The sequence below is a fragment of the Furfurilactobacillus rossiae DSM 15814 genome (assembly GCF_000428925.1).
Classification (GTDB): domain Bacteria; phylum Bacillota; class Bacilli; order Lactobacillales; family Lactobacillaceae; genus Furfurilactobacillus; species Furfurilactobacillus rossiae.
In genome coordinates this window covers 97588-120321 of the sequence record NZ_AUAW01000007.1, presented here as the reverse complement: position 1 = coordinate 120321, position 22734 = coordinate 97588, and the positions used below count along the sequence as shown (strand labels likewise).

Genomic DNA, 22734 nt, shown 5'->3' with positions numbered 1-22734 from the left:
CAATAAACGTAGTGGAGGGCGACAATGATGAAATTATTTCGAAAAAATGTTTATACAGACGTTGAATTAGCAGATAACAATGAAATTGCAGCGTTGAAGCTGATCGCACACACAGCCGCAGACAAATTAGGGGTAGACGAACAGGAGCTGAAGAGCGGTTTAATCGTTCGCGAGGCCATGTCTACCAGTGCCATGGGGGATATCGCAGTGCCGCATGCGAATGCTTCGGATATTGCGAACCCCACGGTGCTTGCGTTTACGTTTGCAGAACCCATCATTTGGGGGGAAGCGCCGACCCATTCAGTTGATACAGTGATTGCCCTGATTATGCCGCGCAATGAACATCAAGAAGATTACAACGATGTGCTGGATAGCTTCGCCAAACATATGACGCAGCCCGCTGATGTTGCGGCAATGGCGGCAAGCAAACAGGATGAGAATGGGCTTGTAAACATTATCAACAATTGGTTGCCAGTGACGGTTTTGGCTTAATCGTCAATGATAAAGGAGTGGGCATGAATGGGACACATTAAACACATTTTTTCCGATATGGATGGTACGTTGTTGGATCGTGATGGCAATATGACTCCGGCTAATAAGATGGCTATCGAACATAGTCATATTCCGTTTACGTTAGTCTCTGCGCGAGCACCGATGGAAATGATGACGGTCATCAACGCATTGAAATTGACGGCACCACAAATTGCGTTCAACGGTGGCCTGATTTTCAAAATGCAGGGGCATCGTTTGATCCCGATTCAGGCCAGTAGCATTCCCGCAATGGATGCCCAACAGATTTTGCACCAAGTCACGCGACGATTTCCAAACGTCAGTGTAAGTTGCTATAGTATGAACGCTTGGTATGCAGAACGAATTGACGCTGGCATTGAATTGGAACGCCACATTACGCACCAAACGCCAACGCTGGTGCCGTTTGGCAAACTGATTGAACAACGTGATCTTCGTTTGTTCAAGATTATGATGATTACCCGTAATCCTGACGAATTGACCCATTTACAGGCTTATCTGCGTGCTATGCAATTGCCGACCGTAGCGATTCAGCAATCCGGTCGAACGTTTGTCGAAGTGACGAGCAAACGGGCGCGTAAATCGACAGGAATTGCTTTTATTCGTCAACAGGAACGTTTGCAGGCCAATGAACTGGTTGCTTTCGGAGACGGTCATAATGATCTACCCATGTTTGAAAGTGTCGGTCATGCAATCGTGATGGGCAATGCGTTACCGGAAATCAAAGCTGTGGGTGAGCGGGTGACGTTAAGCAATAATGAAAATGGCGTCGCGTACGGCATTCGTCAACTGTTGGTTGAATCGTAATCTAATTGCCGCTAACATGCAGGTCGAAAGTTTGCTATGCTAAAGCCAACGATAAAGCGGGAGGTGACAGACGGTGGCGAATATTCATGATATTGCTAAGGCAAGTGGCTATTCAGTATCGACAGTGTCACGGGTGATTAACCATCGCAAATATGTCACCGATCAGGTTCGACAACGCGTTGAACAGGTGATGCGGGATTTAGATTACGTTCCTAATGCGGTCGCCCGCGACTTGAGTACTGGCAAGACCCACAATATTGGCGTTGTACTGCCACACAGCCAACATCCATACTTTACTCAAATTACGAATGGCGTGATGGAGGCGGCATTCGCGGCGGGGTATCGGGTGGTGCTGTTGCCATCAAAATATGATGAGCGCGTGGAACGCCATTATTTGGAACAATTGCGACAACGTGCTTTTGACGCGGTCATTTTTACCTCTCGCGGTGTTCCGTTAAGTGAACTCGCGCGTGACGATGCGCATAAAAAAATGGGACGTATCGTTTGTTGTGAGAATCCGGGTGACTTGCCGCTATCAGCTGCCTTTACCGAACGCAATTCTACTTATGAAACCGCGTTTGAATGGATTAAGAAGCGTGGGTACAAACGAATCGGGATGTTGCTTAGCCGTGAATACGCGTTGAGTGCGACCAGCCAGGCAATGATTGAAGCCTACAAAGATGTCTTTCATGAGTTGCCACGTCCTGAATTGGTGCGGACAAGCGTGGTTAACAATCAGGATGGTTATGATTCTGCTCAGTATTATATTGATAATGATTTACAGCCAGATTTTATTTTTGGAAATGGTGACGACATTGTGGCCAATGCGCGGCAATGCTATTTGGATCATGGACTTGTTGTTCCAGGCTTGATGGGACAGGAACATCAGTTATCTAGCACTTTGCTCCATATTCCGACGATTGACCATCACTTTAACGAAGTTGGTCGCCGGGCCTTTGAACTAGCTGTCAGTGACCACGTCGCACAACGGCCAGTTGCGTCCACGTTTATCGATGTTGATGAATAATCGTGCAGTTGTATGTGAGTACTTCCGCTTACGGTTGTCAACATAGGAACGCCCGCCGTGGGACCGGTTCAAGCCGGAGGCCCACCGTCTTTCACCTCGCCGCCAAGCCGCGCGAAGGCCCCGCGTCTTTGCGACCGTCCGTACTGTAAATTCGAAAATCACGAATTAACAGTACCTTCACGGCTTGGTTCCTATGTTGACGCCCTTCAGCTACCATTGCAGTTAAGCACAATTGTCGTTTTGGTTGATGCCGTTTGGTTTGCAGTGATGTAGCGCGAATTTTTGCCATGTGAGTGGAGTCGACCAGAGGCAGAGTTCAGTGTTGATGCTACTTAATGGCATGGGTTTGGCCATTTAGTAGCATGGGACGACTTCAGAGATGTGGTTTGCAGCTCTGAATCGAGGTGGAAAACCGCTGTTCTTGCGGGTTGAAACCGTTCCTCACAGAACGGCGCCTCTGACTGACGAAACGGTTATGAAAAACTAAACTAAAGCGCCCGCACATCATTGAAGAATGTGCGGGCGCTTTAGCTATTCGATTGTGACAGTAAACGTGCGCTGGTCATGAACCAGCATGCGCTGCAGTGTTTGTAGTAGTAATAGCATCCAGCTAAACGACATAATGAAGGCAACCAACTCGTAAGCGGTGAGGGACAGGTATCCCACTGGTTGAAAGAGGATTGTCGTCACCACTAGTAGGCCGCCAATAATGTACGATAGCGTCAGAAACTCTGGCGTCACTTTAGGCAGCAAGTAACGGATAGCAACGATCGTGATGATCATGAAATAGACTAGGAAACTGGCCGTTTGGTCATGAAGTTCGTGCATTAGACCACGGCCGTTGTTAGCAAACGCACCGACACCGCCCAGACAAATAGCAGTTAACGTCAATAAGACTCGTAGCGCCAACATGCGTTTGCTGCTGCCAAACTGCTTGCGCAGACTGGAAAAAATGAAATCAACCAACGCGACGGTTAGCAATGCAGAAACGATTAAGGTCAAGTTGAATTGCCAACTGTAAGCAGCTTTTTCTGTGCCCAAGAAGCTGATGTTATGCTCCCACCACCGTTTGTTACTATTGGTGATCATTGACGATAACACACCAGCGACAATGACCGACACCAATAAGGAAAAAATCATGGTTATTGATAGCGCTGAGACTGACAGGATCATCAGGTAATTAATTAGACTGATAAATAGGAAGAACATGAACGTCGACGTAAATTGATCGAACGTCGCGCCCTTGAATAAAATGCCCGCAAACCAGAAGAATCCCAACAGACAAGTGGTTAGGATAATCATGAACGAAAGCCAAATGGTTGGAAAGCTACGCCAGTAAAGTGATCCAGTCAACCATCGCTGGATGTCATGCTTTTGCTTAAAGTAGAAAAATAAGAATGATAATGAACCGCTAACGATTCCCAAGATAATAACGGCACTTGCGATAGAATTGGTACCAGCTAGGGCGATTTGATTAATCCCTTGGTTTGACAGATATGCGAAGAACAAAACACTGGCTAAGATGGACGGCAGTAAAAACCAACGGATCGGTAATGTCTGATGCTCACGCGCTGGTTTGTCCGGACGAATGGTAACCTGTTCGTTATCGTCATCTGGCAGTGTCAATTGCAGTTTGTCACCAGGTTTGACATTCAGATGTTCCGCAACTTGCGTGGGGATGTTAATGTGGTGAGTTGTTTCTGATTTCATAAAGCTTCCCTCTAGAAAGATAATTCGTGATGGTTATGTAGGTATTGTCGACGTAAAATAATTGTGACTATGTCCCATTTTACAGAACTTTAGTAAAAATCACAGGCTATAAATCGTTTTGGAAAGGAATGTTTGCATGAAAACGACGGATACGGTTGATGAATGGTGGGACCAGTATGACGAGCGTGGAAATATCGTCGGCAAACAGCAGCGTCGTGATCGTGTTCCTGCTGGACGTTACCATCTTGTTGTTAATGCTTTTATCTTTAATCAAGATGGTGCGGTGTTGCTGCAACAACGAAGCTTGAGCAAACTGAATCATCCCGGAGCGTGGGATTGTTCTGCTGGCGGCTCCGTTTTGCGTGGAGAATCAGCATTAACAGCAATTAAGCGAGAAATAGAAGAAGAATTGGCTCTATCATCGTTGGTCGATTTAAATTGGCGCGATGAGTTTCGAGGATCAGATTGGGTGGAGGAATGGTTTGCTTTTCGCGGTGATTTCAAATTATCAGCTGTGAAGCGGCAAGTTGCCGAAGTTGCTCAAATTGCTTTGTTTTCTCCACAACGGGCGCTAGACAGGCTACATCAACAAGGCATTGCGAATACAAGCATGCAGCTACAAAAAGCACTTAATTGGTTAACACAGCAACAACGGTAATTACCCCAGCGGGCATGTTACCGTTGTTTTTGTTTGATTAAGCCCTGTTATCAATAAAGTTAAACTATCTTTTGCTGAAAATGAGCATTATAGTTGACGTAAAATACACGTGGGGGTATATTAATGATCGTTCTTATTTAAAGTAAGCAAATGGAGGCCGTTTAACATGGTGACAGAAATTAGTGATCAAACATTTAATCAGGAAACAGACAAGGGACTTGTTATTACAGATTTTTCAGCGACGTGGTGCCCACCTTGTCAGATGTTGAAGCCAGTAATCAATAATCTGGCGGAACAATATGACGGCAAAGTGAAATTTACATCGATGGATGTTGACGAAAATCAGCAGGTTCCAGCCGCGTTTGGTATTCAAGGAATTCCTACGCTAGTTGTTAAGAAGGATGGCAAAGTTATCGCTCAGTTGGTCGGTTTCCGGCCAGAGCCACTGCTGAAAGCGCAGTTAGAAAAGTATTTGGCAGAATAATAACGAGTAATATAATTCGCTAATTTAAAGGTGACAAAGGAGTTTTAAAAATGGAAACACGTTCAGCAATCTATGGTCGTCACTCAGTTCGGGATTTTAGTGATCGGCCCATTGATTTAGCCACCGTTAAGGCAATTATTAAGGATGCCAGTCAGGCACCTTCGTGGGCTAACTCTCAGCCGTGGTCAGTTTACGTTGCGACTGGCGATACACTGGCCCAAATTCGTGCGGTTAATCAACAACGCGTACTGACCGGTCAGAATGGCACGCCTGACCTGGCAATTGCTCACCGAGAGCAATGGTCATCACGTAGTCAGCAAGCAATGGCCGATTGGAACGAAACAATGACAGAAACAATTGCGGACACGTCAACGGATGTTGAAGAGCAGACGACACAAGCAGCTGCTAACTTATTCAATGCGCCTGTGGTTGTGTATTTTACTGTTCAGAAAAACGCCACGGGGTATTCATTGTTTGACACGGGGTCGTTTGCGCAAACGTTGATGCTCAGTGCCACGGATCGTGGTGTGGACAGTATGCCAGCGTATGCGTTGATTGCATATCCTGATGTGTTACGGTCTGCATTAAGTATTCCAAGTGATCAAGAAATTGTCATGGGTGTCGCTTTAGGACACGCCAAAGTAGATGATAAAATTAATACGGTTGCGCCAGGACGGTTAGCGTTGGCTGATTTTGTTCACATTGCAGAGTAGCCGGTTTCATTGACCGGGAACCTTTTGATTAGCAAACATTATCCCTGCTGGGGTATAATAAACGAAATTAATTTGGAGGTTTTTGCTCATGATGAATGTGCCAGACGTGGCCCAAAAGACGGTGTCCAGCAAGCAAATTACCAATCGTTTAAAGCGTTCGCGTGGCCAAATGGACGGCGTGTTGCGCATGATGGATGAAGGCCGTGAATGTCAGGATATTTTGGTTCAGCTCGCTGCTGTTCGTTCCAGTGTGGATAAGGCGATGAAATTAGTGGTTGCTGAAAACATCCGCCAAACGGTTGAAAAGATGGGCGTTGCCGCTGATAGTGAGGAAGCTGCTTCACTGCAGAAGTCATTGGATCTGATGATGAAGACGCGTTAAAACAGAGATGAATATATTGTGCCTTAAGCCATTTCGTCAATGAAATGGCTTTTTTGCTGCCTTTAGAAATAAAAAACAACTTGCTTAGAAACTAATGAGAATGCTAAACTGTTTATAATTTAAGAGTGATGCCGAAGCTCGGGAAGGTCCGAGCAATAACGTAAAGGTGGTAGCGTGCAAGCGCACTTTGCTTGTAGGATGACAGCTTTGGGTTATGCACAGGACCTTGAGCGACAGGTGCACGTTTTAGAAGAGTGATGCCTTACTTCGGGTGAATCCGAGCAATAAGAAACAAGGTGAATGATTCGGTGGTTTTCCGAATGCTTTGGCTTGTAGCTTATGCACAGGATTTAGAAGTAAGGTGCACGTTTAGAATGATGCCGAAGCTCGAGAAGGTCCGAGAAATTTTCGGTAAATTATGTGAGGGAGGACATTGCAATGTCTGCATTAACGTTTGCTAATTGGTTCGCCAATGCATTTACAATTTCGTATGTATCTGCGTTTAAGGGGACCAGTGTGCACTTTTTTAAACGTTAACGTAGGACTGAATGTCGTCATGGTGGTTATGCACTCGGCAAGCAGCCGGGTGCTTTTTTTATAGAGTGATGCCAAAGCTCGGTAAAGTTCGAGCAATAACGTAAAGGTGGCAGCGTGCAAGCGCACTTTGCTTGTAGGATGACGGCTTTGGGTTATGCGCAGGCTTTTGGGAGAAGTTCAGTAAGAACCGAGCATCCCTTAAAAAGCATTCACCATATCGACATTCCAACAATGGAGGGCTCCACATGAAGCAAACTAGTACAACAGTGAAAAAATTCTGGCAAGCATACTGTCAGTCAATCGGTCGGCAATTACCACAACCGGATGCATGGTCGTTTGGGATGACAACGTCAATGGCAAACGAATTAGCCGACTTAGTGGTTAAAAGCAAAAAGACGGCGACGACATCCGCTTTTATTGAGGGTGAAGCAGTCACGCAAGTTGGTGACTATGACATCATTTTAAACGGTGACAATCAGCCGGTCGCGATTATTCAGAATGTCGTTTCGGAGATAATGCCGTATCAGCAGGTTTCTGCGGAGCATGCCTATCATGAAGGTGAGGGTGATCGGACATTAGCTTATTGGCGCCGGGTTCACGAAGCGTTCTTTCGTGAAGAAGGTGCTCAAGACCACTATCAGTTTAGTAATCAGTTATTAATGAGCTGTGAAGTGTTTGAACTAAGAGCAACGCAGGCAAGTTTGGCAGACAATCTGGAGGCAAACGAATGATGAGTAATTTTATGAGTGGAAAGTTGGTTCATTTAACCGAATTACGCCAGGGCGATACAGAATTATTCGCTCAAGAACAGTGGACTGATGGCTGGTTCAGACAACTGAGCATGGATATGTCGCGGGTATGGTTGCCAGAGGACTATAAAGAAGATCTGAAGGGTGAACACTGGGGCACTGATGAGTTCGTGTACGTGGTGCGGGCCAACGACACGGAAGCAACGGTTGGTTGGATCTCGCTTGGTGATGTTCAACTGAAGAATCGTGGTGCAGAAGTGGGCATCGCCATCGTGGAAAGTCAGCAGGGCAACGGTTATGGCACAGATGCGTTGCGGATTGTTTTGAAGTTTGCGTTTGACGAGTTGAACATGCACCGGGTTCATTTAGAAGTCAATGGTAATAACGCCGGGGCCATCCACATTTATGAACGGGTGGGCTTTAAACGTGAAGGGGTCAATGTTGGCGCATTATATCAAGATGGTCAACGAATTGACCGGTACAGTTACGGAATTTTGCAAACGGAATGGCGTGCGCTAACGGAGGCAACGAAATGAAAGATGTATTAAGAGGCAGGCTGGTCAGACTCTCTGAGGCGCAGGAGGGTGATGCAGATTACTTTCAGCAACATCAGTGGGCCGGCGCGTTTGCACGGAGTAGCGAGTGGGATTTGGCCACGGTTAGAACACACGAAAGTTTCGTTAAAATGTTGGCTAACAACGAACCGGATGGCATGATACTGATTGTTCGCAAACAGACCGATGACAGCCCAGTTGGCTGGGTCGAGTTAGACGAGATCCAACTGAAAAATCAGGTGTGTGGACTAGGAATCGGCATCGTTGACCCAGCCGAACGTGGGCACGGTTACGGAACTGACGCGATCAACTGTATGCTGGCCTACGCTTTCTTTGAAATGGGTTTGTATAAAGTTCGTTTGGGTGTGAACAGCAATAACGCGGCGGCCGTGCACACCTATGAACGTGTCGGATTCAAACGTGAAGTTGTGAATCGCGAGGGCCTTTATCAAGATGGCAAGTGGTTTGACCAATATGAATATGGCATTATGGGGTCAGCGTGGATGGCTGCTCACCAAGATTGGCCGGAGTTTTAAGCTTATAAATGAACGTAAAGGAATGTGATTAGCTTCATGACAGATGAGCTCGATATAAGAACAGCAATTAAGGATACGTTGCCAACTGTGTTTGGTTATATTGGCATTGGCTTAGCATTTGGCGTTGTTAGCCAGTCCGTGGGCCTGAGTGTGCTCATGGTAGTGTTGATGTCCGCCATTACATATGCTGGATCCGCCCAATTTATCATGGTTAGCATGCTGGTATCCCACAATCCAGTGGTGTCAATCATGGTTGCCGTCTTTTTGGTGAATGCGCGGATGATCTTAATGAGTACGGTAGTGGCTCCTTATTTTAAGAAAGACAGCATGTGGCGCAATATTTTCATTGGCGCGTTATTGACCGATGAAAGTTTCGCGTTGAGCATGAATAAGGTGAACTATACGGACCACAAAATGTCATTTGAGTGGTTTAATACTGCTAATTTAATTGCGTACTTTACATGGATGATTGCGTCAGGTGTCGGCGCGTTGCTGGGACAATTGGTTGCCCATCCAGAGCGACTCGGTCTTGATTTCGCATTAGTCGCCATGTTTATCGGGTTACTGTATTTGCAAGTTATCGCGGATCGTTCGTTGGCGAAGTCACTGCAACTGATCGTGATTCTGGCAGAAGCAGTCATTATTTATCTAGGGCTTATTTTCATTCCGGGAAATCTGTTACTTGTTGTGGGCACGCTGTTGGGCTGTGCGACGGGGGTGGTTATCAAACATGCTTTCTACTAGTTATGTACTTTTAACCATTGTCGGCTGTGGCATTGTGACCTTATTATCACGAACGTTGCCCTTTGTGCTCTTAAAAAATCATAGCTTGCCGCCGCTAGTGGTCGAATTATTGAGTTTTGTGCCCATCACGATTATGACTGCGCTGTGGGTGACAAATTTATTTACGCAACATCTGGGGCATTTACCGAGTGTGAACTATGAAAACTTGTTTGCATCGATTCCCACTGTAATTACGGCGGCTATCACTAAAATCCTGCTGTGGATTGTGCTTGTCGGAGTTGTGTCGTTAGCAATACTAAGAGCGGTCATGTAAACGGATTCAAAATGTTTGCGCAAAACATTAGGTGTTTGGTGCAAAGCATGATATACTCATACAAAATTACTGACAAAGCGAGGGTGATTATTTATGGAAACCTTGTTAGCAATTGGATTATTAGCTGTTACAACTGTTGGGTTAGTTGTTTGTGATGTGAAGCTTGCACGCCGCATGTCAAACAATGACACAACCGTTAAAGAAACAACCGAATTATAACCAATTATGATAAGTTTTAGAGCGCTCATTTCAAATTGGGATGAGCGTTTTTCTGTGTTTAAAATAGCGATTTTTTGAAAAGGAAGTGTCCGTGTGGGAGTTTGGCAGGTAATATGGTTAATTGTTTTAATGATTGTGGTGCTGAGCGTAGTCGCAGTGGCTACTGTCATTTGGCTAGTCAAACATCGCTTAGTTCGCTGGCACCAAACGGCGGATAAAATGGCGACACCGACTCAAATTGCCGGTGCACAACGCTTTTATGTTCGGACGATTTATCGCCGGCAACACATAATGTACCTTCGGCGGATCATGATTGGACTATTTGTACTGGCCGGTTTCATGACATTGTGGGCTTTATGTGAGCAGTTCAACCTGTATACGACGTTTCCAAACGGCCGGGCGGCAATGAACTGGTTTCTCAGTGACCACACGTCGACACGAAACGTGGCCTTAGTCTTGATGTTTTTTAGTGTCTTAGGCGCATCATTACTGCGCTTTTTGCTACTGAAACGAGTAGACGAAGTGCAAGTTGAAGAGGCAAACGAATCGGCTCATGATATCTACGCAATTCCTGCGGTCATGCGGCGCCAGTTGTTTGGTCTGCGTCGTTTGTTACTTAGTGGATTGCTAATTATTTCACTCTGGCTGGGTCTAGGCGCCGTCACGAAGGCAATTCCGCGTGCGACTAGTCCGTTTGAAACGAGTCATTCAATTGCACAACCGATCGAAACAAATTCAGCATCTAGTGGATCAAGCAGTGATGGGACAAGATATGACGACTCATCCGATAATTCTTCATCAACCTCGTCAAGTTCAGCAGCTAATAACACTGCAGAAAGTTCAAATAACAACGATGCTGGGGATGATGACTTGCCAATGCCATCCACACCAATTGCGGATGTGGTAAAGGCCAAGCCTGCCGACAACGCCACGATGACGCAATTATCGGAGGCAGATCAAGCCAGTCTGACCTTTATGGCGTATTGGGCTATGGAAGGGCAGGATCCGGAAACTTTATTTGCCACCAAGAATAGCACTGGCGGTGCCACATTTTATTATCATTGGATTGCTAACAATGGTCATCCAATCATTATGTTTAACAGTTATAGTCCAGTGGCTAAAGCCATGAATGACATGTTTATTGCCAATATTGTGGGCAACGATGTTAGTTTTTATTCATTACATGACGAGACCGCTCAAACCAGCAAATTGGCTAACATCATGGGGTTGACGATGACAAACGGATACGCAATCCCAAGTCAAAATAAATTAGATCAGCGTTCATATGACCTGCGGAAAATGGCAACTGTTTACTATCAGCAAACGGGTTATCGGGCTGTTCATGACACCTTGAAGCTAGGCTATGACATGACTGTAAAATAGTAAAAGTTAGGGAACTATAACATAATTATCGCAATTAATTAAAAAACGCTCAGAAATGGGTAGGTTCGCTTGAACTTTTTTGACTGTGTCCTTTATAATGAATTTGTAGCGATAACTCAGTTCAACTTAGGAAAGGCAGGTGGGTTTTATGTCAGACGCAGATTATCATATATGTTCAACAAGTGATGACGGTCCCGCGTGTTTGCAATTCATAATTGGATATTTAACCCATGCTGTGAACTTTGCCGCACGTGAAATTTAGCATTTACTGAGGTGTTTTAGTCTAATGCAAGAATTTAACGGCACGGTTTACTGTCTCGTTGATCATAAGGAATATGATCTCGTTGACGGTGTTTTCCTAGGAGATTTGGATGGTCCGTTGAGGGCGTTGATTCGTCTCGACTTTCCAAAGGCGACAAACCAAGATTTTATCTGTAGTGAGCATTTGGTCCACTACCGTTTATTAAAGATGGATCAGATGATTGCGAAGGATTACCGCCAGAATCATAAGCTGAACCAAAAGCTTACGCGGGTACTTCAAAAAGATACCTATCAGGTGGTTGATGTCCGTCAGCAATTGGAACACTCACTAACAGTTGGTCAGCGGGTTGCGGATGCTGTTGCCCACTTCGGGGGTAGCTGGCCTTTTATTATTTCCTTTGTTCTCATTATGTTATTGTGGATTACTGTTAATTCATTACATCTATTTGGTGTGCATTTCGATCCTTATCCTTTTATTCTTTTAAATTTGTTCTTGAGTATGGTTGCTGCAATTCAGGCACCACTCATTATGATGAGTCAAAACCGGTCAGCCGAGTATGACCGGATGGAGTCGGCTAACGATTATCACGTTAACCAAAAATCGGAAGAGGAAATTCGGGTACTGCACTCCAAGGTTGACCACATGATTCAACAGGATCAACCGAACATGTTACAGATTCAAAAGATTCAAACAGAGATGTTGGGTTCGATCGAATCGCAGGTTAATGAACTACGGCGGTTGCAAACTTACTTTGATGATCACATCAATGATCAAGAAGGTAAGCAACCGAAACAACAGAAATCGTCTCAACCGGCACGTCGGCAGACGGATTCGCCACAATCAGTCATGCATAATGAACAGAGTCACAAACAATCAGATAACGGTTCACTTCATGTGAATAAATAACGTGATGATTGGGAAGACAAAACCACAAATGATTAATGCTTAAATCGGACCAAAAATTTATCAGAAGGCCACCCTCGTTGCGGGTGGCTTTTTGCTTTACATAGGCTTTTTTTAGCGACATGATGAAGACCGAGAGAAATTTTATGGGGTGGTCACAATGGGGTATGTATATCTGGCTTTAGCCATTGTTGGTGAATTGATTGGCACGAATTTATTGAAGGCATCTTCTGGATTTACATTAGTATGGCCCAGTTTAGGAGCTTTAATTGCATATGGTACCTGCTTTTACTTTCTCGCAGTGTGCATGAAAACAGTCAATCTCAATATTGCTTACGCTTTGTGGGCCGGCATCGGCGTTGTGTTGTCAACGTTAGTGGCCGTTTTGTTCTGGAAGGAACCTGTCAATTTGGCCAATGTGATTGGGATTGGCTTCATTCTAGTTGGCGTCGTGATTTTGAACTTGTTTGGTGCCAACGGCTAATGGTTTTGACACAATAGTGGACAAGACTGTGGACTATGAGTTAAAGTCAGCTTTAACTAGTGTGAATCTCAGCCTCTAGGAGGGAAAGTTAATGGCGACAAAGACAGTTGCAACAGAAAAGCGCTATCGAATCGGTGAATTTGCAGCTAAAACCGGGTTGTCGGGTCCAACGCTTCGTTATTATGAAAAGGAAGGTTTGGTCAAACCACATCGGTCGGACAACGGGTTACGTTATTATACGGATGCAGATGCTAGCTGGATCAAATTCTTGTTGCATTTAAAGGGAACGGGAATGACTATCGAACAGTTGAAACAGTATGTGGCTTGGCGCGCCGAAGGTGATGCGACGATTACTAAACGGTTGCAATTATTGAAGAATGTGCGGCGTGGTTTCCTTCAGAAGTTTGAGGAATTACAGCACAGTATGACAATTTTAAACGACAAGATAGATTGGTATCAGGGAAAAGTTGACGGGCATATTAGCGATAGCGAAGGTTTTGCCAACTATCTTGCCAGTTTGAATCACGAAGAATAAATGATAGCGGTGAATGCCGCTTGCGGTTGTCCCAATTGACACGCTTGCCGTGGGGTCACTTCATAACAGCCTCCTGAGGTTCGGAGTCTTTCACCTCGTCGCAAAGCCTCGTGGGAAACCGATTTTTTTCGACCGTCCGTATTGTAAATCCGGCAAGATGCATTCCGGATTAACAATACTTTCACGGTTCGGTATCAATGGGGACGCCCTCCAGCTAATATAGTCGGGACTTCATAATCAACGGAACAACGATTAATTCGGGTGATACCGCAACGAGTGTTTCAGGCAGTGTAGACATTTTGAATTTCTATAATTTTGATTTAAAGCGACTTAGCAGGTTATGTACCTGTTAGGCCGCTCTTTTTTTATTTTTATAAAATTTAGGGCTTTACTTAAAGTGTACTTTAAGTGTTTTAATGAATTCAATCGCGTTAATCATTATGTTTTTAATCGAGGAGGAACTTAACATGGCTAAAAAACAAACTGCAGGTCGCAAACAGTTGGGTGATTTTGCCCCACAATTTGCTGCTTTAAATGATGATGTTTTATTTGGCGAGGTCTGGTCCAAAGAAGACGCTTTATCTGCTCATGACCGTTCCTTAATTACGATTGCTAGCATTATTTCGGCCGGCAATACAGAACAATTGGAAGCTCATTTACGAATTGGCAAACAAAACGGCATTACAAAAGATGAGATTGTTGCTGAAATTACCCACCTCGCCTTTTACGCGGGGTGGCCTAAGGCATGGTCGGCATTTAACCGCGCTAAGGAAATTTGGTCAGATGAAGAGGAGACACATAAGTAATGGCAAACGAAAAATTTGATACACAAAATGTTTTTGGCCAAGGTGATAAAAACGACGCCTATGCACAGTATTTTATCGGTCAAAGCTATTTAAAAAATTTGGTTAGTGCAGACGATAATGTCAATGTGAATGTTGGCAATGTGACATTTGAACCAGGATGCCGCAATGATTGGCATATTCATCACAATGGTTATCAGATTTTACTTGTTACCGGTGGTGAAGGTTGGTATCAGGAGGATGGCAAACCAGCACAACTACTGCACCCTGGCGATGTGGTTACCATTCACGATGGTGTTAAGCATTGGCACGGTGCGACAAAAGACAGCTGGTTTAGTCATGTCGCAATCACCACGGGGACGTCTGAATGGTTGGAACCGATCAGTGACGCAGCGTATGATGCATTGTCAAAAGATTAGTTAGTCAGTTTAAAGGAGAATTCGAGTGACAGTTAAAAATAAAGTTGTTGTTATTACAGGTGCTTCATCTGGGATTGGTGAAGCAACCGCTAAGCTTTTGGCCAAAAATGGTGCAAAAGTTGTTCTTGGTGCTCGTCGTAAAGACCGTTTGGAAAAACTCGTTGCTGATATCAAAGCCGATGGCGGGCAAGCAGCGTATCAAACGGTTGATGTGCGGGATGCCGAACAGGTAGCAGCGTTAGTCGCATATGCTAAAACCACGTTTGGTGGTGTTGATGTCATTTTCAATAATGCCGGAATTATGCCAACGTCGCCCATCAGTGCCTTGCACACGCAAGAATGGAATGACATGGTCGACATTAACATCAAAGGCGTGCTGAATGGTGTTGCCGCTGTAATGCCAGACTTTGTAGCAAATAAAAGCGGTCACATCATTACGACCTCATCCGTTGCCGGATTGAAGAGTTTCCCTGGATCTGGTGTGTATGGTGCAACTAAGTTTGCTGTTCGAAACTTAATGGAAGTGATTCGGACGGAAAGTGCTAGTGAAGGCACCAACATTCGCACGACAACCTTGTACCCAGCGGCGATTAATACGGAGTTGTTGAACACGATTTCCGATAAAGCGGCACGCAAGGGGATGGACGCTTTATACGATGCCGTGGGGATTAACCCTGATGCCATCGCCCGGGTTGTGAACTTCGCCATTGACCAGCCAGAAGACGTTAACGTCAACGAATTTACGATATATCCAACGAAGCAGGCGTAGAGCGTGAACACCGCCGGGTAAAGTTGAGCAACAACGTAAAATGAATATCGTGCAAGCGATTTGTGCTTGTGCGATATTCATTTTTTGTTGTGCGCAGACTTTAGGTGGTGTGAGCGCGTTTGCGACAATGTAAAAGGACAAGAAGGTTATGCACAGACTTCTGGGCGGCAGGATCGCGTTTTCGCTATGTAAAAGTAAAAAGCGCCAATAACGAACAGACTTTAGGTGGTGTGAGCGCGTTTGCGACAATATAAAAGGACAAGAAGGTTATGCACAGACTTCTGGGCGGCAGGATCGCGTTTTCGCTATAAAGAAGGGTCCACAAAATTCAGTTTGCCACTCATTTCCACCGCTCAACGCCGCATTTTGACCATTTCCAGACCTATTTAATTAAGTTAGCCAACTTGCCAAAGCAACCAAGCAGTTATGTTCGCTGATCCGCATTAAATGGCTTATTTTTTAAATCAGTTAGTAGTTATAATTTTAGGCTACTGATCGATTGCAAACATAGGAATGAAAGGAAGAATGTCGATATGACAAGCATGGCAAAGCGTTCTGCAACTGACGATGAATTACTTAATCCAGAAAACAGTGTTTTTGCGTTGATTGATTTTCAGCCAACGCAAATTAATTCAGTCAATTCGATGGCTCGCGCTCAGCTGATTCGTAATATTGTTGCGACACAATCGTTGATTAACGCCTTCAAAATTCCAACAATCTTGTCCACTGTTAACGTTAAAACCGGACGCAACCAAGATACAATTCCGCAATTGAAGGCATTGCTATCAAACGTGCCCAGTTATGACCGAACGTCAATTAACGCTTGGGAAGATGTGGATTTTAACCGGGCAATTAAGGCAACGGGCAAACATCAGATAATTATCGCGGCACTGTGGACAGAAGCGTGTTTGACCTTTCCAGTATTGGACGCACTAAAGGAAGGCTATGATGTGTTTCCAGTTGTTGATGCGGTTGGTGGAACATCAACTGTGGCTCATGAAACGGCAATTGCTCGGATGACTGCCAAGGGTGCTCAACCCGTGACAATTGCCCAATTAGCCTGTGAACTGCAACGTGACTGGAACCGACCAGATACGGTTCCGGGATTTACGCAAAGTCTGGTTGATATTGGTGCATTTTTAAAATTAAGTTAGTGATGGTTTAGTTAGAGTGGTGAAAATCACTCATAGTAAGGAGAGCGACAAACATGGTAGATGTTCAGGATTCAGCCAATCGTTTAATGGCGACGGCGAACGATCATTTTACTTATATTCAGGCAGGCCACGATTTCATTCGGGCGTGGGCTATTCAGTTCGAACTGGCTTACACCGACTACAGAACGATTGATTTGGCACTACAATTTGATGGGACTGACAGTGACAAACTGAGGAGGGACTTTGTTAGCGCTTATCAGGCCGTTTACCGATTCGAATATCCGTTTGCGGTCGGCGGTTTGAAACAATTCGACGAGCAGTGTGAAAACCAAATGCCAGATTATGAAGTCGCGGTTAATCAGCTTGATGAGGTGCTAGAGAAGGTTCGACAGGTCGACAATCCAGTCGCTTAGGTCATTTGGGAGTTTGTTTTAGACAAAGTTGCAGGGCTCAACAGATTAAGTGTATTCTGATTTTGTAAGTAAATCGCAAAGGAGTATACACATTATGATGAGTGTTTTTGGTAGTCCTGCAACGTATGTTCAGGGCAAAAATGTGTTATTTGATAGTGCTTCATACATTACCCGTTTGGGCCGCAAAGCGTTGTTATTGGCCGGCTCGACGGCGTACAAAATTGCCGGTCAGAAATATGTTGATTACCTGAAAGACAATGACGTCAACGTGGAATATGTACCGTTTAACGGTGAATCGTCAGTTGGCGAAATTGACCGAGTAACCGAAATTGGCAAAGAATTTGGTGCCGACCTAGTTATCGGTCTTGGTGGCGGGAAGGCATTGGACAGCGCTAAGGCAATTGCTGATAATCTCCGCGTTAAAGTTGCCATCTTGCCGACGTTGGCTTCGACCGATGCACCTTGTTCACGACTCTCCGTGTTGTATACCGATGAGGGCACCTTTTCCGCCTACCGGTTTTATGCGCAGAATCCTGATTTAGTGCTCGTCGATACCAAAATTATCGCCAATGCACCGGTACGGATGCTGACGTCTGGTATTGCTGATGCACTGGCAACTAATGTCGAAGCACAGGCGGTAGCGCGTGGCGCTGGTAGCACGATGTTGGGTGCCAAACAAACAATGGTCGGTAACGCGATTGCATCCAAGTGTGAGGAAACACTGTTTGCCTATGGCACGCAGGCTGTTGCCTCAGTTGATAATCATGCGGCTTCCAAAGCACTAGAAAAAATCGTTGAGGCCAACACACTGATGAGTGGCGTCGGTTTTGAAAGTGGCGGTTTGGCAGCGGCACACGCCATTCACAATGGTTTGACTGCCTTAAATGGTCCAATTCATGATTTAACTCACGGCGAAAAGGTTGCGTTTGGGACATTAACGCAACTTTATCTCGAAGGTGCCAATCAGGAACGGTTTGATAAATTCTTGAAGTTTGACCTTGAATTGGGTCTGCCAACCACGTTTGCCGATTTGAAGATTCCAGATGTCAGTGACGAGGAATTGATGCAGGTTGGTCAACTCTCTACGGCACCAAACGATACCATGGTGCAGATGCCATTTACCGTTGAAGCGGCCGATGTTGTCGAGGCGATGAAGGGTGTCGACGCATACAGTCGTTACTATCAGGAACATCACGCTAGCAAATAAAGTTTTATCCAAATAAAAAGACTCAGATAGAATTTCTCATGGCGTTGAGGAATTCTTATCGGAGTCTTTTTTGCTGTCGTTTGACATAACTAACAGAATCAATTGAACTGTGCATTGTAAAGCTTGGCGTAAGGACCGTTTGCTACCAGTAGCTCGGTATGTGTGCCTCGTTCCACCACCTGACCATGATCCATCACGATAATCTGGTCCGCGTTGTGGATGGTTGAAAGTCGGTGGGCGATAACGAGAGAAGTTCGTGATTGCATCAAATTTTCAAGCGCATGTTGAATCGTCTTTTCAGATTCGTTGTCCAAACTGGCTGTGGCTTCGTCCAAAATGACGAGTTGCGCATTTTTCAACAAAGCGCGGGCAATCGACAAACGCTGCTTTTGACCGCCAGACAATTTGACACCACGTTCGCCAATCTGTGTGTCCAGTCCCTGTGGGAGACCATGAACGAAGTCTGCAATGTCGGCCATTTCAATCACTTGCCAAATTTCATCATCGGTGGCATTGCTGCGGCCGTAGCGGACGTTATCGCGAATGCTGCCATCCAGCATGTAGATGTCTTGGGAAACGATGGCAATATTTTCGCGCAGTGACTGTAACTGAATTTGGCTAATAGGACGGCCATCGAATAAAATGTCACCAGCATCAAGGTTGTATAGATGGTCAATCAACTTTGTCAGGGTCGTTTTTCCCGAACCAGAGTGGCCAACAAGCGCCGTCGTTTTGCCAAACGGAATATTGAAACTGACATGACTGACGGCGGCCGGTATCGTACCAGTGCTTGGTCGGTCTGACTCTGGATAGGTAAATGAAACATCTTTCAGTTGCACGCCTGTAGACATTGTTGGGAACGGCACCGCGTTTGGCTGATCGACAATGATTGGCCGCAACGCCATGATGTCCATCACACGACCATAAGAAACTAACGATTGCTGTAGTTGATTCAGGATTTGGGTGAAAGCGCGAATCGGGCCCTGAAGCATGCCAATGTATGCTAAGTAAGCAACAAGTTGTCCCACTGTTAATTGATGATGAATAACAAAGTAAGCACCAAATGCGAGGATGATGGCGGTGCCCAGATAATTCACAAAATCAATGAGCGGTGAAAAGAGGGCTTGGTTTTGCGTCGCCCGAATCATGTCTTGCTTGTTTTGGTTCGCAAACATGCCAAACCGTTGCTCCTCAAATTCTTCATTGGTGTAGCTTTTGATGAGATCGATTTGCGTCAACGTATTCTGCATTTGATTCGACATCTGCGCTTGTGAAGCACGGGCAGCCCGAAACGCGTTGTGGATGCGATTACGAAAAATACGGTAGATCAAAAACATAAAGGGAAAGGTTATTGTGATGGCAATTGCCATTTGCCAATTGAGAATAAAAATATAAATCCAAACGAAAATAAAGGTGATAATGCTGCCAATCATCGACAACATGTTTGCTGAAATTAAGCTTTGCAGATTGTTAATGTCGCTAGTCAAACGCACCATTAGATCACCGGTTTTACTAGATTCAAAAAATTGGGTGTCTAGCTGGAGGGTGGACTGATAAAGTTCGGTACGCAAGTTTGTGATTGCGCCTTGGCTCATGACACCCATGTAATACGTTGATACATACGACAATACCCCAAGGACGATTGCTGTTGCCAATAAGCCGAGAACCACTTTGGTCAGGAGGCCAATGTCATGCTTGGGGATCACGTGGTCAATGATGTATTGCGTGTATTGGGGGATGACGAATTCCAATAATGAAATAACTGTCAGCGCGACGATGTTTAGGATCAACAGCCATTTTCGGTTGAGAACCTGGCCGAAGACGAACCTGAACATGTTGCTGAGTGTGACTTTTTCCGTTGACTGTGCCATGTGGACACCTCCAGAATGATCATCAACTAAAGGCTGTCAGTGTGCCAAACATTGTCTGTGATGGATATTGTTTTAGATATGCCGATTGTATGCCGCTTGCGGTTGTCAACATTGACACGCTCGCCGTGGGACCGGTTCAAACCTCCTGAAAACCGGAGTTTCTCACCTCGCCGCAAAGCCTCGTGAGGAGCCGAGTCTTTGCGCTCGTCCGTGGTGTAAATTCGAATAGTTCTCTCGAATTAACACCACTTTCACGGTTCGGTATCAATGTTGACGCCCTCCAGCTGATGTAGCTTTTTTTGCTTCATCAGCTGGTTCTGTAAGCTACCAGTAAACAGCTAAATGTTACAGAGTGCAGCCGAACAGAGACAGAGTTCGGCGTAGCGGCAGGTGTCACTTCAATAGCAATACTAGAGCCTTTAGTTATGAATAAACTAATCGTAATCAACTGAAACTGCCAACAAATTGCTCCATCCATTTATGATAATTAACAAACGTAACGAGCAACGTACCAAATGCATTAATTTAAGATCTTAAAGAAGCGTTTTTGCGTTTTGTTGCTGATGTAACCAAGGTGCTCATAAAATTGATGGGCATCGATTCGCTTAGTACTTGAATTTAAACGAATGCCAGCATACCCATTCTGTTTGCCTAGTTGTTCAAGATGCTGCATGAGCTCTTGACCGATGCCTTGATGTTGAGTTTCGGGTAACACGGCTAAGCCAAGGATATTTAGTAATGGTGCGAAATAAAGTGTTTGGTAAGCGGTGGCATGTACATAGCCGACAACGTGCTGGTGGTCTTCAGCCACCAACAAAATGTCGTGTTGTTTGAGAACGCGTTTTAAGGCCTGTCCGGTGGTTGCCTTATCAGTTGAATAACCTAAGGCACGTGAATTAAGTGACATTAAGGCGGTAACATCTCCTAAATTTGCTGAACGAATATCCATAGTGAAAGACTCCTTGTAAAAACCGATTTTTTGAAGCCTTTAATATAGGCGTTTCAGTGCCGATCGACTAAGGAGCCTGATAATCTCTAACATTTTGTAACTATTTATAGGTGTATTAGCTTGAACTTTTATTTGAATGGCATTACAATATCACCATGATATCAAATCAATATTGAATCGATATCGAAAGGGGCGAAACGATGGCGGATAAACCGAAGGAAAAACGGTTCTTGCTAAGACTCGACGAAGATTTGTATGACCGTTTGGCCGCAGCGGCTGATCGTGAAAATCGGAGTGTGAATGCCCACATTGTGACCATCCTTGCAGCTAGTGCAAAACAGACCACGTTTGAACATCGTCAAATTATTGGCCAAGCAATTGCGGGTAAACAGTTGAATCAAAAGAATGGGTTAGTAGAGTTGTCGGGGATTTACTATCGCTTTTTGATTGAGAACAACGATCCAGTGGATGCTAAGGCAAGCTACACCGTATTGGAAAGCAATGGCAATATTTTAACGTTAAAAAAGATCACGTAGGTTGCCATTCTTTTCAGGATTACAGCTTTAGATTTTTGAAAATAGTGAGATGTCGAAACTACGACAATACTGACTAAACTCAGCACATTGAAGGGGGAAATTATTATGCTTGGATTTAAAATTGTACCTCAAAATAATCAGGGATTAGTTGAAACGTTGGGCCGTTACCGCCACAGCGTAGAGTCAGGACTGCATTTTTACCTACCTTTTTTCCAAAAGATTCGCAACGTCAGCTTGGCGATGGAACCGTTAGCACTGCCTAACTACTCCATTATCACAAAGGATAATGCGGACGTGTCAGCCAGCCTGACGCTTAACTTCCACGTCACTGACGCAGTTAAATACCAATATGAAAACACGGATTCTGTAGAATCGATGGCACAACTCGTGCGTGGTCATTTGCGTGACATTATTGGCCGCATGGATTTGAATGAGGCGCTGGGTTCCACCGCTAAAATCAACCAGGAATTGACACTGGCTATTGGCGATTTAACCAACACTTACGGCATTAACGTCGATCGGATCAACATTGATGAGCTGACACCATCTAAAGCCATTCAAGCCGCGATGGACAAGCAGCTGACTGCTGACCGTGAAAAAGTGGCCGCCATTGCTCAGGCTGAAGGGGAAGCCCGCTCGATTCAATTGACGAATAAGGCTAAAAATGATGCATTAATGGCCACTGCTTCTGCGGAGGCTACTGCCACGCGGACTCGCGCTGATGCTGAACGTTACCGTATTGATACTGTTCAGGCTGGGTTAGCAAACGCCGATGACAAGTACTTCCAGAACCAGTCAATCAACGCCTTTTCACAGTTAGCTAATTCCAACGCCAACACGATTGTGGTGCCAAACGACGGTGCTGATCAGTTCGGCAAATTGCCGATTGTGGGCAAACTGTTAGAAAAAGGTGCGAATAATTAGCTTGAACTGTACAAAGTACGGTCCGATCAATGAGGTTACGCTGGTTAAAAATGGCACTAATTCATAAACAAAAGTCAGCATATTCGATAATCGAAATGTGCTAATTCGAATGAAAAAGTTAGGATTTCAAAACAAATTTAATTGCCTGCTAGCCGCTTACT

At 44.9% G+C, this 22734-nt stretch carries 27 protein-coding genes and 1 pseudogene; 25 read left to right on the top strand and 3 right to left on the bottom strand.

Features of this window, described 5'->3' with window-relative positions; genetic code table 11:
- The first annotated feature begins 24 nt into the window (after positions 1 to 24).
- The 3 genes from G400_RS15695 to G400_RS0106385 all read left to right on the top strand — a co-directional run bounded on the left by G400_RS15695 (position 25) and on the right by G400_RS0106385 (position 2362).
- The gene (locus G400_RS15695) at positions 25 to 492 is read left to right on the top strand and encodes a PTS sugar transporter subunit IIA (protein WP_017260589.1); all 468 of its coding nucleotides are present in this window, start codon (positions 25 to 27) and stop codon (positions 490 to 492) included.
- A gap of 27 nt (positions 493 to 519) precedes the next feature.
- Positions 520 to 1335 carry a Cof-type HAD-IIB family hydrolase gene (locus tag G400_RS0106390; protein ID WP_017260588.1) on the top strand — a complete coding sequence of 272 codons (816 nt, stop codon included), beginning with the start codon at positions 520 to 522 and terminating at the stop codon, positions 1333 to 1335.
- 73 nt (positions 1336 to 1408) lie between these two features.
- Positions 1409 to 2362, top strand: coding sequence for a LacI family DNA-binding transcriptional regulator (locus G400_RS0106385; RefSeq protein ID WP_017260587.1), 954 nt, complete (start codon positions 1409 to 1411; stop codon positions 2360 to 2362).
- A gap of 531 nt (positions 2363 to 2893) precedes the next feature.
- Here the strand turns inward: G400_RS0106385 and G400_RS0106380 are convergent.
- Complete coding sequence (locus G400_RS0106380) at positions 2894 to 4072, bottom strand: DUF998 domain-containing protein (RefSeq protein ID WP_017260586.1); 1179 nt, start codon at positions 4070 to 4072, stop codon at positions 2894 to 2896.
- Positions 4073 to 4208: 136 nt separating this feature from the next.
- Between G400_RS0106380 and G400_RS0106375 the strand changes: the two genes are divergently transcribed.
- From G400_RS0106375 to G400_RS0106275, 20 genes and pseudogenes are all read left to right on the top strand, one after another.
- Positions 4209 to 4730, top strand: coding sequence for an NUDIX hydrolase (locus G400_RS0106375; RefSeq protein ID WP_017260585.1), 522 nt, complete (start codon positions 4209 to 4211; stop codon positions 4728 to 4730).
- Positions 4731 to 4896: 166 nt separating this feature from the next.
- Positions 4897 to 5214, top strand: coding sequence for a thioredoxin (gene trxA / locus G400_RS0106370; protein ID WP_017260584.1), 318 nt, complete (start codon positions 4897 to 4899; stop codon positions 5212 to 5214).
- A gap of 50 nt (positions 5215 to 5264) precedes the next feature.
- Complete coding sequence (locus G400_RS0106365; RefSeq protein ID WP_017260583.1) at positions 5265 to 5927, top strand: nitroreductase; 663 nt, start codon at positions 5265 to 5267, stop codon at positions 5925 to 5927.
- Between the two features lie 88 nt (positions 5928 to 6015).
- The gene (locus G400_RS0106360) at positions 6016 to 6309 is read left to right on the top strand and encodes a metal-sensing transcriptional repressor (RefSeq protein ID WP_017260582.1); all 294 of its coding nucleotides are present in this window, start codon (positions 6016 to 6018) and stop codon (positions 6307 to 6309) included.
- 782 nt (positions 6310 to 7091) lie between these two features.
- Complete coding sequence (locus G400_RS14620; protein ID WP_017260580.1) at positions 7092 to 7577, top strand: ASCH domain-containing protein; 486 nt, start codon at positions 7092 to 7094, stop codon at positions 7575 to 7577.
- Positions 7574 to 8131, top strand: coding sequence for a GNAT family N-acetyltransferase (locus tag G400_RS0106345; protein WP_017260579.1), 558 nt, complete (start codon positions 7574 to 7576; stop codon positions 8129 to 8131). Before G400_RS14620 ends, G400_RS0106345 begins: the two co-directional genes overlap by 4 nt.
- On the top strand, positions 8128 to 8685 hold the full coding sequence (locus G400_RS0106340; protein ID WP_017260578.1) for a GNAT family N-acetyltransferase: 558 nt from the start codon (positions 8128 to 8130) through the stop codon (positions 8683 to 8685). The genes G400_RS0106345 and G400_RS0106340 overlap by 4 nt, the downstream gene beginning before the upstream one ends.
- A gap of 36 nt (positions 8686 to 8721) precedes the next feature.
- On the top strand, positions 8722 to 9429 hold the full coding sequence (locus G400_RS0106335) for an AzlC family ABC transporter permease (RefSeq protein ID WP_017260577.1): 708 nt from the start codon (positions 8722 to 8724) through the stop codon (positions 9427 to 9429).
- Positions 9416 to 9742 (top strand): AzlD domain-containing protein, encoded by a 327-nt coding sequence (locus tag G400_RS0106330; protein ID WP_017260576.1) that lies wholly within the window; start codon positions 9416 to 9418, stop codon positions 9740 to 9742. The genes G400_RS0106335 and G400_RS0106330 overlap by 14 nt, the downstream gene beginning before the upstream one ends.
- 93 nt (positions 9743 to 9835) lie before the next feature.
- Positions 9836 to 9961: a hypothetical protein gene (locus G400_RS16550; protein WP_017260575.1), complete on the top strand. Its 126-nt coding sequence runs from the start codon at positions 9836 to 9838 to the stop codon at positions 9959 to 9961.
- Positions 9962 to 10054: 93 nt separating this feature from the next.
- Positions 10055 to 11344: a hypothetical protein gene (locus tag G400_RS0106320; RefSeq protein WP_017260574.1), complete on the top strand. Its 1290-nt coding sequence runs from the start codon at positions 10055 to 10057 to the stop codon at positions 11342 to 11344.
- A 286-nt stretch (positions 11345 to 11630) separates the two neighbouring features.
- Positions 11631 to 12350, top strand: a pseudogene (locus tag G400_RS0106315) (DUF1003 domain-containing protein); the annotation flags it as partial.
- A gap of 319 nt (positions 12351 to 12669) precedes the next feature.
- Positions 12670 to 12993 (top strand): DMT family transporter, encoded by a 324-nt coding sequence (locus G400_RS0106310; protein WP_017260572.1) that lies wholly within the window; start codon positions 12670 to 12672, stop codon positions 12991 to 12993.
- 91 nt (positions 12994 to 13084) lie between these two features.
- Positions 13085 to 13528, top strand: coding sequence for a MerR family transcriptional regulator (locus tag G400_RS0106305; protein ID WP_017260571.1), 444 nt, complete (start codon positions 13085 to 13087; stop codon positions 13526 to 13528).
- Positions 13529 to 13995: 467 nt separating this feature from the next.
- A complete protein-coding gene (locus G400_RS0106300) occupies positions 13996 to 14334 on the top strand; it encodes a carboxymuconolactone decarboxylase family protein (RefSeq protein ID WP_017260570.1) in 339 nt (112 codons plus the stop codon).
- On the top strand, positions 14334 to 14750 hold the full coding sequence (locus tag G400_RS0106295; protein WP_017260569.1) for a cupin domain-containing protein: 417 nt from the start codon (positions 14334 to 14336) through the stop codon (positions 14748 to 14750). The genes G400_RS0106300 and G400_RS0106295 overlap by 1 nt, the downstream gene beginning before the upstream one ends.
- Before the next feature lie 25 nt (positions 14751 to 14775).
- The gene (locus G400_RS0106290; protein WP_017260568.1) at positions 14776 to 15519 is read left to right on the top strand and encodes an SDR family oxidoreductase; all 744 of its coding nucleotides are present in this window, start codon (positions 14776 to 14778) and stop codon (positions 15517 to 15519) included.
- A 533-nt stretch (positions 15520 to 16052) separates the two neighbouring features.
- On the top strand, positions 16053 to 16673 hold the full coding sequence (locus tag G400_RS0106285; RefSeq protein ID WP_017260567.1) for a hydrolase: 621 nt from the start codon (positions 16053 to 16055) through the stop codon (positions 16671 to 16673).
- Between the two features lie 53 nt (positions 16674 to 16726).
- Positions 16727 to 17086, top strand: coding sequence for a hypothetical protein (locus tag G400_RS0106280; RefSeq protein ID WP_017260566.1), 360 nt, complete (start codon positions 16727 to 16729; stop codon positions 17084 to 17086).
- A 94-nt stretch (positions 17087 to 17180) separates the two neighbouring features.
- Positions 17181 to 18293, top strand: coding sequence for a glycerol dehydrogenase (locus G400_RS0106275; RefSeq protein ID WP_017260565.1), 1113 nt, complete (start codon positions 17181 to 17183; stop codon positions 18291 to 18293).
- Positions 18294 to 18391: 98 nt separating this feature from the next.
- Here G400_RS0106275 and G400_RS0106270 read toward each other — a convergent pair whose 3' ends face one another.
- Positions 18392 to 20164 carry an ABC transporter ATP-binding protein gene (locus G400_RS0106270; protein WP_017260564.1) on the bottom strand — a complete coding sequence of 591 codons (1773 nt, stop codon included), beginning with the start codon at positions 20162 to 20164 and terminating at the stop codon, positions 18392 to 18394.
- Between the two features lie 520 nt (positions 20165 to 20684).
- Complete coding sequence (locus G400_RS0106265) at positions 20685 to 21113, bottom strand: GNAT family N-acetyltransferase (RefSeq protein ID WP_017260563.1); 429 nt, start codon at positions 21111 to 21113, stop codon at positions 20685 to 20687.
- A gap of 200 nt (positions 21114 to 21313) precedes the next feature.
- Between G400_RS0106265 and G400_RS0106260 the strand changes: the two genes are divergently transcribed.
- Both G400_RS0106260 and G400_RS0106255 read left to right on the top strand, forming a co-directional pair.
- On the top strand, positions 21314 to 21649 hold the full coding sequence (locus G400_RS0106260) for a toxin-antitoxin system HicB family antitoxin (RefSeq protein ID WP_017260562.1): 336 nt from the start codon (positions 21314 to 21316) through the stop codon (positions 21647 to 21649).
- A gap of 105 nt (positions 21650 to 21754) precedes the next feature.
- Positions 21755 to 22573, top strand: coding sequence for an SPFH domain-containing protein (locus G400_RS0106255; protein ID WP_017260561.1), 819 nt, complete (start codon positions 21755 to 21757; stop codon positions 22571 to 22573).
- Positions 22574 to 22734: the final 161 nt, after the last annotated feature.